This is a genomic window from Thiolapillus sp., assembly GCF_048562965.1.
GTDB lineage: Bacteria > Pseudomonadota > Gammaproteobacteria > Chromatiales > Chromatiaceae > Thiolapillus > Thiolapillus brandeum_A.
Window position 1 is genome coordinate 1 of the sequence record NZ_JBHNMF010000065.1, and the last position, 11,128, is coordinate 11,128.

Consider the following 11,128-nt stretch of genomic DNA (forward strand, 5'->3'; position numbering starts at 1 on the left):
CTGATGTATTTTTTTCTTGTCCTCCTCGATGATCAGGTTGGTGTCTTTCAGGGCATCGACATACCCCTGAAACTTGCTGCGGCCAAACACCCAGTACGCCGGTACCGCGATCACCGGCATGGTGTTCAGGCTGACTACCCATGCAATGGCTCCCTGGGAGGTGCGGGTGTTCAGAATGGCATGCAGCGAACTGATGAAACCGGCCACCTGGAAAAGCAGAAAGATTCCGGCTGCGATGCTCATCCTGCTCATGAACAGCGCAGAAATTTACCGGAATAGAACGCGCCAGCATTCCCCGCCGAAAAGCCGTATTGGCAGGTGCTACAGTAACAAACCGCCCACTCGGACTGTTTTCTGTGCAAACAACAGCTATCAGGCTGTTTTGTGCTCATACAGGTGCACATCTCTCTGCGGATAAGGAATACCGATACCTGCTGCATCCATGCGAAGCTTTACAGTCTCGTTGGCATCAAAATATACATCCCAGTAATCTGAGGATTTCACCCAAACACGCACGAAGAAATTGACGCTGCTGTCGGCAAGTTCCCCGACGACTATCTGATGCGGTGGATCTTTCAGTATGCGTTCGTCCTTGGCCACGATATCTTCCAGGATATTCCGCACTTCCTTCAGATCTGCATCATAGGAAACACCCACGGTGATATCAACGCGCCGTGTCTCCTGGGTGGAATAATTAATGATATTGTCATTGCCCAGTTTCGCATTGGGAATGATAATTGTCTTGTTGTCTGGTGTTTTCAAGGTAGTAGTGAAAATCTGTATGATATCCACCTTCCCGGTGACGCCTGCCGCCTCAACAACATCTCCCACCTTGAACGGACGGAAGATGATGAGCAGGAACCCGGCTGCAAAATTGGCCAGTGAACCCTGCAATGCCAGACCAATGGCCAGGCCGGCAGCACCCAAAATCGCGATGAAGGACGTGGTTTGTATCCCGATCTGCCCGAGCGCGGCAATCACCACGAACACCATCAGGCCGATATAAACCAGGCTGGTGGTAAAACCGACGATCAGTGGGTCCACATCCGCCTTGTTCATTACACGGGCAACGATTTTCTTGAGCCATTTCGCCAGCATCTTGCCGATGATGAAAACAGCAATAGCCGCCAGTACCTTGGGGCCGTATTGCATGAGCATTTCCTTGCCTGCTTCGAGCATCTGCGCCGATTTGTCAGGATCGAGCAAGTCAGTGACTTCCTGCACTACATCAACGGGCTGGGCTGCTGCCGCTGCCTCTTTTACAGCCTCTTTTGCGGCTTCTGCTGCCATGTTTCTTCTCCTTTTGTTCGAAATGGTCGGTTAATGATGCCCTGCGACAGGCGCTTGGGCAACTCTTTCCTGATGGAAAACGGCTTCAGTTGCCGACAAGAAAAAAGGGCCAGCTGAAACTCAACTGGCCCTTTTTGTTGGTCGGAGCGAGAGGATTCGAACCTCCGACCCCCACAACCCCATTGTGGTGCGCTACCAAGCTGCGCTACGCTCCGGAAAGAGCGGGCATGTTAGGCGCAGCCGGGTTGATTGTCAATACTCATGAAAGCCATACAGCCGATCATGCCGCCTCTCATTGCCCACAAATCACAAATACAGATGCCTGTCATCAATATCCCATGCCATGTAGAATAAGACTCTCTTTATCGACCAACATGGCAAGGCATTAAATTCATGGGGTTTTTCCGATTCGTGGTTCCTTTCATCCTGTTGAGCATCGCCGCCGTACTGCTCACCCAGGGCTATCAGCACTGGCGTGCTTCAAAACAGCTGCTCGACAGTTCCCTCACCACTGAAGGCACTGTTATCCGCAACGCCCCCTATATGTCGTCAAAGGCAGGAAAGTCTACTTCCCTGGTCTATTTCCCTCAGGTGAAGTTCACGACGAAAGACGGCAAAACTGTTGAATTCACCTCTAAGGTGACCAGCCGTGCGGAACAGTACAAACCGGGCGATCCGGTACGGGTTTTGTACAGGGAAAACAAGCCGGAAGAAGCATTCATCGGCTCATTCAAGTCCCTGTGGGCCGTTGCCATCATTTTTGCGGCGTCAGGGATTATCGTCCTGATGTTTGCAGCCTGGTTCTATGCCAAGGCGACAAAAGGCTGGGAAAAAGAAGAATCTGTAGAGTAACGAAAGAATTCAGTACAACCGGCCGTTAGAAAACAGTTATTTGAGAATCTGGGCGACTTCTTCCAGTTCAGCCAGCAGCTGGCGGATAATCTGATGGCTCTGGTTCTTGTTTTCCTGCGCATCTTCACCGTCGAGTTTTTGCCTTGCCCCTCCGATGGTAAAACCCTGCTCATAGAGCAGGCTGCGGATCTGGCGGATCATGATGACATCATGTCGCTGATAGTAGCGCCTGTTGCCACGACGCTTGACCGGCTTGAGTTGTGGAAACTCCTGTTCCCAGTATCGCAGCACGTGGGGTTTCACCTGGCACAGTTCGCTGACTTCACCGATGGTAAAGTATCGTTTTCCCGGGATGGGCGGCAGTTCGACAGCGCTGCTATTCGGATCCAGCATAGGTTTCCACTCTCGCTTTCAGTTTCTGCCCGGGGCGGAAGGTAACGACTCTCCTGGCACTTACCAGGATTTCTTCACCTGTTTTCGGGTTTCTTCCGGGCCGGGAGTTCTTTTCACGCAAATCAAAATTGCCGAATCCTGAAAGCTTGACCTGCTGGCCATTCTCCAGAGCGCCCCGAATTTCCTCGAAAAAGAGTTCTACCAGTCCTTTGGCTTCGCGCTTGTTCAACCCCAGTTCGTCAAACAGGGCTTCAGCCATTTTTGCCTTTGTCAGTGACATTCTGTTCAATCCCGCAATTTTGCTGACAGTTCGGTGTTCAGTGCCTTAAGTACCGCATCGACTGCCTGTTCTGTTTCTTCATCAGTAAGCGTGTGAGAATAATCCTGCAAAATCAAGCTTAAAGCAAGACTTTTTAGACCTGAGTCTATATTGTCCCCAGTATAAACGTCAAAAACCTGGATGTCTCGCACAATTTCCGGCGCTGCTTTTTGGGCACAGGCTTTCACATCGGCCCAGGAAAGATCCTTCTTCACCAGTAAAGCCAGATCCCTGCGGATGGCCGGATAGCGTGAAACTGCCTGATAGGCGGGAAGACGCCCTTCTTCCAGGCTTTGCAGCCGGATCTGGAACAGGAAAACATTGCCGGAGATACCCAGTCTGGACTGCAGCCCCGGATGCAGCATGCCGAGACGACCTATCTCCTCACCGTTGCGCCACACTGCCGCCGCCTGACCCGGATGCAGACTCACATCCTCAATGGGGCGTATAGCAAAACTGTCCGGGTCACCCACCAGTTCCAGAATCACTTCCAGATCACCCTTGATATCGTAGAAATCGACTTTTCCCGGCGCATTGTTCCATTTCTGCGGCATTCTTTCCCCATAGACCAAGCCCGCCAGCATTTCCGGTTGCTCGATATCATCCTTTGTCTCAAGAAACACCTGGCCGGATTCGAACAGCCTCACCCGCTCATGCTGACGTGCAAGATTATATTGCAGCGTGGACAGCAGCCCTGGCCAGAGGCTGGCCCGCATGACCGACATATCTGCCGAAATGGGGTTGGCGAGGCGGATCTGCCGGGCATCAGGCGTCAACAACCCGGCCAGCTCCGGCGCAATGAAACTGTAGGTAATGGCTTCCTGGTAGCCGCGATCCACCAGCAGCTCCTTGGCCCGCAACAGGTGAAAAGATGCTTCCGGTACCGCCTGAATGCTGACGGGAGCCGCTGACAGATTTTCCGGTATGTTGGCATAACCGTAGATACGCCCGATCTCCTCGATCAGGTCTGCCTCGATGCTGACATCAAAGCGGCAGCTTGGCGCAACGATTTTCCAGCCATCGCTGACGGATTGGACCTGCATGCCCAGCCGGGTAAGGATGTCTTCGACAGTCGCATCATCGATCTCCACACCCAGCAGCCTGGGGATCTGATGGCGCCGCAGATGGATTTCGGATTTCCCGGGCAAATGTTCCATTGCTGTCACATCCACCACGGGCCCAGCCTGCCCACCACAGATATGCAGCACCAGATCCGTGGCGCGCTCCAGCGCCCGGCGCTGCAGTTCCGGGTCCACACCACGCTCGAAACGGTGGGATGAGTCTGTGTGCAGCCCATAGACCCGCGCCTTGCCGGCAATGGCGATGGGCTGGAAAAACGCGGACTCCAGCAGAATATCCCGGGTCCTTTCCGTCACAGCAGAAACTTCGCCACCCATGATGCCTGCAAGCGCCAGTGGCTGTTGCTCATCGGCAATGAGCAGGGTGCCTTCCGAGGTTTCCACTTCACTGCCGTCCAGCAGGGTCAGTTTCTCGCCCTTTTCCGCCCGGCGTACGTGAACAGCGCCGCTGATCCTGGCCAGGTCGAAACCGTGCATGGGCTGGCCCAGCTCGATCATCACGTAATTGGTGATGTCAACAACGGGACTGATAGCGCGTATCCCGCTACGGCGCAGCTTTTCCTGCATCCACAGGGGAGTTTGTGCCCTGGGGTCGATGTCCCTGATGACGCGGCAGCTGTAGCGTGGACAGTCCTCGGACGCCGTCAGCACCACTTTCTTTTCATCAGCAATGGCATCGGGGACTGCCCTGATCTCCCAGTCGGTCACCGGGTGGCGGTAAATCACCCCGACATCCCGGGCAATGCCAGCGATGCTCCGACAGTCACCCCGATCCGGTGTCAGGTCCACGTCGATGATGTGGTCGTCCAGGGACAGGTAGTCCCGGAAATCCTCGCCCACGGGCGCGTCGGCCGGCAGGGGCATGATGCCATCGGACGATTCTGCCAGGCCCAGTTCGGCGGCAGAGCAGATCATGCCCATCGACTGCTGGCCGCGCAGCTTGGCCTTCTTGATCTTGAAGTTGCCCGGCAGCACCGCGCCCACGCGCGCCACCGGCACTTTCATGTCGGCTGCCACGTTTTTCGCGCCACAAACGATCTGAACCGGCTCATCTTCACCGACATCGACACGACATACCGAGAGCTTGTCCGCATCAGGATGGCGTTCACAGCTGAGCACCTTGCCCACGACCACACCGCTGAAATCAGCAGCGGCAGGCTCCACCCCGTCCACTTCCAGGCCGGCCATGCTCAACGCATCAGCCAGTTCTTCTACGCTCACTTCCGGGTTTACCCATTCTCTCAACCAGGCGTCACTGAATTGCATCTCTTTTCACCCCTCAGGCAAACTGGCGCAGGAAGCGCAGATCATTTTCGAAGAACAGGCGCAGGTCGTTCACACCATAGCGCAGCATGGTCATGCGCTCCACGCCCAGGCCAAAGGCATAACCACTGTATTTTTCTGTATCGATGCCCACGTGACGGAACACTTCGGGATGGATCATGCCGCAGCCCAGGATCTCTATCCATCCGGTATGGCTGCAGACACGGCAGCCCTCCCCGCCGCACATGACGCACTCCATGTCCACCTCCGCCGAAGGTTCGGTGAAAGGAAAATAAGAAGGCCGGAAGCGCACCTTCAGGTCCTTTTCGAAAAAGGCCTTGAGGAAACTGTGCATGATACCTTTCAGGTCTGCGAAACTGACATGCTCGTCCACCATGAAACCTTCCACCTGGTGAAACATGGGCGTATGGGTGACATCGGAATCACAGCGATAGACCCGCCCGGGTGCGATCACCTTGAAAGGCGGCTCGGCATCCTTCATTACCCTCACCTGTACCGGCGAGGTGTGGGTGCGCAGCAGCCGGTGGGCATCGAAATAAAAGGTATCGTGCATGGCCCGTGCAGGATGGTGGGCCGGGATATTCAGCGCTTCGAAGTTGTGGTAGTCGTCCTCGATCTCGGGACCTTCAGCCACCTTGAAACCGGCACTGGCAAAGATCTCTTCGATACGCGCCATGGTACGCGTCACGGGGTGCAAACCACCCTTGTCCATGCCGCGGCCCGGCAGGGTCACGTCGATGCGCTCCTTCGCCAGGCGCGCTTCCAGTGCTGCCTGTTCGAGCGCCGTCTTGCGGGCCTCGATCGCTTTCTGCAGCGTCTGCTTGGCCTGGTTGATCGCCTGTCCCGCCTTGGGACGCTCTTCCTTGGAAAGCTTGCCCAGTTGCTTGAGCTGCTCGGTAAACAGTCCGCTCTTGCCCAGATAAGCGACGCGCACCTCGTCCAGTGCACGCAGATCGGCGGCGTCCTGCACTGCAGTAAGCGCCTGTTCGGTCAATTGTTGGAGATCCATGAAATCTGTACCTTCAGGTCCGGGAAACCCGGAAAACAAAAAAAGGGAAAGACCTTCAAGGCCTTTCCCGTCGTTCGCATTGTCAGCATTGCTGAGAAACAGCCGTGCAAGACATTTCAGTCAATCTGCCGCACCCGGGGCGCGACGGGCTTGATCAACTCGCGAGAGCGGCCTTGGCCTTTTCTGCGAGCTGGCTAAATGCTGGCATATCGTGTACGGCAATATCCGCCAGCATCTTGCGGTCAACTTCGATTCCCGCCTTGTTCAGGCCATTGATGAAGCGGCTGTAGGACAAGTCGTTCATGCGTGCGGCAGCGTTGATACGCTGAATCCACAGGGAACGGAACTGACGCTTCTTCTGACGACGATCGCGGTAGGCATACTGCCCGGCCTTGATGACCGCCTGCTTGGCAACCCGGTAGACCTTGCTGCGGGCACCGTAATAACCTTTGGCCTGCTTCAGAACCTTCTTGTGACGCTTGTGCGCCGTGACACCACGTTTTACGCGAGGCATAGTAAATCTCCTATAACGAAATCAGAATCAGGCGTATGGAATCATACGGCGAGCTGCTGCAACATCAGACTTGTGCAGCATGGCGGGTGAACGCAAATGACGTTTACGCTTGGTGCTCTTCTTGGTCAGAATATGACGGCGATGAGACTGGTTTCGCTTGAAGCCGCCAGCAGTTTTCTTGAAACGCTTGGCTGCACCTCGATTGGTCTTTATCTTTGGCATTTTCTCTCTCCTGTAGCAAGGATGAAATACGAGTGACCAAGGCAATGCCTATTGGCCCGGCCACTGTTGAAACGCCCCGTTTCCGGGGCAGTAAAATCTATTTTTTCCGCGGTCCCAGCACCATGACCATCTGGCGGCCTTCCATCGCCGGGCGCTGTTCGACCTGGGCGATCTCTTCCAGGTCTTTCTCGATGCGGGTCAGCACCTCTGCACCGAGTTCACGGTGGGCATGCTCCCTGCCCCGGAAACGCATGGTGACCTTTGCCTTGTCACAGTTCTCCAGAAAGCGTCTCAGATTCCGCAGCTTGATTGCATAGTCCCCGGAGTCTGTCCGGGGGCGGAACTTGATTTCCTTTACCTGAACCTGCTTCTGCTTTTTCTTGGCCGCCTGTTTCTGCTTCTTTGCCTCGAACACGAACTTGCCATAATCCATGATCCGGCAAACCGGCGGTTCGGCATTGGGTACGATCTCGACCAGATCGAGTCCTGCTTTGGCAGCGGCTTCCATAGCTTCCTCTATGGGGACGATTCCCACCTGTTCACCATCTTCCCCGATCAGTCTTACCTGGGGTACAGTGATGTCAGCATTCAGGCGGTTTCTTTTGTCTTGTTTAGCTATAGTCAGATTCCTCTGTAAATTGCTTGCTTGAGCATGAAGGTGCTTTCCACCGTCTATACCCGCTGTTTCAAATCTTCCTGCAGGTGAGAAACAAATTCGTCTACGGGCATGGCCCCGAGGTCTTCACCTCCACGCTTTCTCACCGCTACCGCAGCATTTTCCATTTCCCGGTCACCAACGACCAGCAAATAGGGAATGCGTTGTAATGTGTGCTCGCGGATTTTAAAGCCGATCTTCTCGTTTCTCAAGTCTATTTGTACCCGAATGCCCTGTTTTTTCAGCTTTTCCGCCACTTTCTCGACATATTCGGCCTGCTTGTCTGTGATATTCATCAAAACCGCCTGTACCGGCGACAGCCAGACGGGCAAAGCACCGGCATAATGTTCGATGAGAATACCGATGAAACGCTCCAGTGATCCCAGGATCGCCCGGTGCAGCATCACCGGCACTTGCTTGCTGTTGTCTTCTGCAATATAGTGCGCTCCTAGGCGTTCCGGCATGGAAAAATCGAGCTGGATAGTGCCCAATTGCCAGACGCGGTCGAGACAGTCCTTCAGGGAAAATTCGATTTTGGGGCCGTAGAAGGCTCCCTCACCCGGCTGCAGTTCCCATTCGAGATGCTTGTGATTGAGTGCATCCTCCAGGGATTTTTCCGCCTTGTCCCAGAGTTCATCCGCACCGACACGCTTCTCCGGCCGGGTGGAAAGCTTGATGAGCACATCCTCGAAACCGAAATCCCGGTATACCTCGAACAGCAGGTCGATGAAGGCGGAGACTTCTGACAGGATCTGCTCTTCGGAACAGAAGATGTGTGCGTCATCCTGCACGAAGTTGCGCACACGCATCAGGCCATGCAGGGTACCGGAGGGTTCGTTGCGATGGCAGGAACCGAATTCCGCCAGGCGCAGGGGCAAATCCCGATAGCTCTTGAGACCATGATTGTAGATCTGCACATGGGCAGGACAGTTCATGGGCTTGATGGCGTAGTCGCGGTTCTCGGAATGGGTGGTGAAGATCATGTCGCCGAACTTGTCCCAGTGACCGGACTTCTCCCACAGGCTGCGGTCGATGATCTCCGGCGTATGCACTTCCTGATACCCGTGCTCACGCAGCTTCTTGCGAACATAATCCTCGACGACCAGATAGATCTGCCAGCCCTTGTCGTGCCAGAACACCATGCCCGGTGCTTCTTCCTGGGTATGGAACAGGTCCTGGGCTTTGCCGATCTTGCGGTGATCACGTTTCTCCGCTTCTTCCAGGCGGTGCAAATACTGTTTCAGCTCCTTTTTGTTACGCCAGGCCGTGCCGTAGATGCGCTGCAGCATTTCGTTGTTCGAATCACCCCGCCAGTAGGCACCCGCCAGTTTCATCAGCTTGAAGGCTTTCAGCTTGCCCGTGCTCGGAACATGAGGTCCCCGGCAGAGATCCGTAAACCCGCCCTGTGTATAGAGCGACAGGTCTTCGTTGGCGGGAATCGACTCGATGATCTCGGCCTTGTATTCCTCGTTCATGTCCCGGAAGAACCTGACCGCCTCGTCTCTGGGCATGACGCTGCGGCTGATAGGAATGTCCGCCTTGGCCAGTTCGTTCATCTTTTTTTCGATCGCTTCCAGATCTTCCGGCGTAAAAGGACGGCTGTAGGAGAAATCGTAGTAGAAGCCATTGTCGATCACGGGACCGATGGTCACCTGGACATCGGGAAACAATTCCTTGACTGCCATGGCCAGCAAGTGCGCCGTGGAATGCCGAATGACTTCCAGGCCTTCCTCATCACGTTCGGTAACAATAGCCACGTCGGCATCTGAATCGATGGGAGTGGAGGCATCGACCAATGTACCGTTGACCTTGCCGGCCAGCGTGGCCTTGGCCAGCCCCGGACCGATATCCGCCGCTATGTCAGCGACCGTAACAGGATGATCGAATGATCGTTTTGAACCATCAGGAAGTGTAATTTCCGGCATGAGCTGTCCTCAGTGGTGGCCCCTACCAAAGGCCACGTGAATTGAAGCCGCGTATTGTATGCGGCCTGCTTGAAAAGATAAACTGCAGTTTGCAGCGCTTTCATTCCTGCCCATGACATCCAGGGAAGGAGAAAATGCTGGAGCTGCTGAAAGCATCTCCTGTGCCCTGCACACGCGGCATACGACCGCCAGGGATGACGGAAGTACGGCAATGCAGGAGTGTGCCAGTGCACTCCATCCCTGGAGATGCGCCGCTCCGGTCCATGACCTCCATGGATGGAGGAAATACTGGAACTGCATGGAGCAGTTCCAGTGCCCTGACCTCTCACGGCATACGACCGCCAGGGATGGCGGAAGTGCTGGCAATGCAGGAGTGTGCCAGTGCACCCCATCCCTGGAGATGCGCCGCTCCTGCGCATCCCTGCGCCCGCGGCATACCGTACATCCTGTACATAAAAAAACCGGCATCCTAGCAATCAGGACACCGGTTTTTCGTCAGCGCCCTTTCAGGCGCTTCAAGAGCGCCACTTAGTGAGTGGTGATCTCGATACGACGGTTTTGTGCACGACCTTCGCGCGTACTGTTGTCGGCGATAGGCTGGCTCTCACCCATGCCCTTGACAGTAATGGAATCGATACCCAGAGACTCCAGATAATCAGCTGCAGCCTGAGCACGACGCTCGGACAGCTTCAGGTTGTAAGCTTCAGGACCGGTGCTGTCAGTGTGACCGATAACGGTAACAGACTCATGACCGGGGCTGGCCTTGACCTTGTCGGCAAAATCTTCCAGAGCGGCCTTCATTTCCGGTTTCAGCACGGCACTGTCAAAATCAAACTCTTCAACCACCAGGTTGATGGTCAGGTTTTCAGTGATTTCACAACCGTCGGCATCAACGGTAGCACCCGCACGGGTGTTGGGACACTTGTCACGGCTGTTAGGCACGCCGTCGTTGTCGTCGTCACCATCAACGGGTACAGGTGTAGGAGCAGGCTCCTCCTTGGCGATAACGTCACCGCACTTTTCCACCAGCTGCTTGACACCACCCTTGGACTGCCAGCACTCACCATAAGCATTGGTAACGACTGATTTTTCTGCGTCCTGCGCATAGGCGCGCATGGGATCTTCAGCCGAAGCCACGGTTGAACCCATAATCAAGCCCACAGCTGCCGCTACGGTGGCGATTTTCTTGTTTGCATCTTTAAACATCTTGTCTTTCTCCTGATATGTAGACATTTATTTTTGACCGGGGCTCAACTGCCCACCCTCAACAACCAATTCCTCAAAACTCTGTTACCTACCTGCAATGGAAGGCACTATACAGACCATACTTTGCTAAGTATAACGGAGACTGGGCTAATTGTACAAATCCAACAGTGCAAAAACACCACAAATGCTGCCAGCAGCGCGAAAAATACGGATAAAACCCTTCAATACATCAAATTTATGCACCGGTTGGTAAAAATACAACATCCGGATAAAACAGCTGAGGCGCTCTCTCACACATTTTCCGTACCAATTCCGTACGAAATAAAGTGCTGCAGAATGGAAGGCCTGGTATTGCTCTTGCGACCCCATACTGCTATATA

The 11,128-nt window shown here is 54.6% G+C and carries 13 protein-coding genes and 1 tRNA gene; 1 reads left to right on the top strand and 13 read right to left on the bottom strand.

Annotated features, from left to right (window positions below; genetic code table 11):
- The 3 genes from ACOCD2_RS05700 to ACOCD2_RS05710 form a co-directional block, all read right to left on the bottom strand.
- Nucleotides 1-243, bottom strand: a 243-nt coding sequence (locus tag ACOCD2_RS05700; protein WP_419583522.1) for a PLDc N-terminal domain-containing protein, incomplete at its 3' end; no start/stop codon positions are given.
- Between the two features lie 129 nt (nucleotides 244-372).
- Nucleotides 373-1,290, bottom strand: coding sequence for a mechanosensitive ion channel family protein (locus ACOCD2_RS05705; RefSeq protein ID WP_305800182.1), 918 nt, complete (start codon nucleotides 1,288-1,290; stop codon nucleotides 373-375).
- 138 nt (nucleotides 1,291-1,428) lie between these two features.
- Nucleotides 1,429-1,505, bottom strand: a tRNA-Pro gene (locus ACOCD2_RS05710).
- A gap of 178 nt (nucleotides 1,506-1,683) precedes the next feature.
- On the opposite strand from ACOCD2_RS05710, the gene ACOCD2_RS05715 reads away from it, so the two are divergent.
- A complete protein-coding gene (locus ACOCD2_RS05715) occupies nucleotides 1,684-2,142 on the top strand; it encodes a DUF3592 domain-containing protein (RefSeq protein WP_293645499.1) in 459 nt (152 codons plus the stop codon).
- Between the two features lie 36 nt (nucleotides 2,143-2,178).
- Here the strand turns inward: ACOCD2_RS05715 and ACOCD2_RS05720 are convergent, their stop codons facing one another.
- The 10 genes from ACOCD2_RS05720 to ACOCD2_RS05765 form a co-directional block, all read right to left on the bottom strand.
- On the bottom strand, nucleotides 2,179-2,535 hold the full coding sequence (locus ACOCD2_RS05720; protein WP_293645501.1) for a MerR family transcriptional regulator: 357 nt from the start codon (nucleotides 2,533-2,535) through the stop codon (nucleotides 2,179-2,181).
- The gene (gene ihfA / locus ACOCD2_RS05725) at nucleotides 2,519-2,815 is read right to left on the bottom strand and encodes an integration host factor subunit alpha (protein WP_293645503.1); all 297 of its coding nucleotides are present in this window, start codon (nucleotides 2,813-2,815) and stop codon (nucleotides 2,519-2,521) included. The genes ACOCD2_RS05720 and ihfA overlap by 17 nt, the downstream gene beginning before the upstream one ends.
- Before the next feature lie 5 nt (nucleotides 2,816-2,820).
- Nucleotides 2,821-5,199 (bottom strand): phenylalanine--tRNA ligase subunit beta, encoded by a 2,379-nt coding sequence (pheT, locus tag ACOCD2_RS05730; protein WP_293645505.1) that lies wholly within the window; start codon nucleotides 5,197-5,199, stop codon nucleotides 2,821-2,823.
- A gap of 13 nt (nucleotides 5,200-5,212) precedes the next feature.
- Nucleotides 5,213-6,226: a phenylalanine--tRNA ligase subunit alpha gene (gene pheS, locus ACOCD2_RS05735; RefSeq protein WP_293645507.1), complete on the bottom strand. Its 1,014-nt coding sequence runs from the start codon at nucleotides 6,224-6,226 to the stop codon at nucleotides 5,213-5,215.
- A 154-nt stretch (nucleotides 6,227-6,380) separates the two neighbouring features.
- Nucleotides 6,381-6,740 (bottom strand): 50S ribosomal protein L20, encoded by a 360-nt coding sequence (gene rplT, locus ACOCD2_RS05740; RefSeq protein WP_293645509.1) that lies wholly within the window; start codon nucleotides 6,738-6,740, stop codon nucleotides 6,381-6,383.
- Nucleotides 6,741-6,767: 27 nt separating this feature from the next.
- Entirely contained in the window at nucleotides 6,768-6,962 is a 195-nt protein-coding gene (gene rpmI / locus ACOCD2_RS05745) for a 50S ribosomal protein L35 (RefSeq protein WP_293645511.1), read from the bottom strand.
- A gap of 97 nt (nucleotides 6,963-7,059) precedes the next feature.
- Nucleotides 7,060-7,581 carry a translation initiation factor IF-3 gene (gene infC, locus ACOCD2_RS05750; RefSeq protein WP_371414987.1) on the bottom strand — a complete coding sequence of 174 codons (522 nt, stop codon included), beginning with the start codon at nucleotides 7,579-7,581 and terminating at the stop codon, nucleotides 7,060-7,062.
- 53 nt (nucleotides 7,582-7,634) lie between these two features.
- Nucleotides 7,635-9,542 (bottom strand): threonine--tRNA ligase, encoded by a 1,908-nt coding sequence (gene thrS / locus ACOCD2_RS05755; protein ID WP_293645513.1) that lies wholly within the window; start codon nucleotides 9,540-9,542, stop codon nucleotides 7,635-7,637.
- Between the two features lie 528 nt (nucleotides 9,543-10,070).
- Complete coding sequence (locus tag ACOCD2_RS05760; RefSeq protein ID WP_293645517.1) at nucleotides 10,071-10,748, bottom strand: OmpA family protein; 678 nt, start codon at nucleotides 10,746-10,748, stop codon at nucleotides 10,071-10,073.
- A 147-nt stretch (nucleotides 10,749-10,895) separates the two neighbouring features.
- A partial coding sequence (locus ACOCD2_RS05765) for a hypothetical protein (protein WP_419596078.1) occupies nucleotides 10,896-11,128 on the bottom strand: 233 nt, incomplete at its 5' end.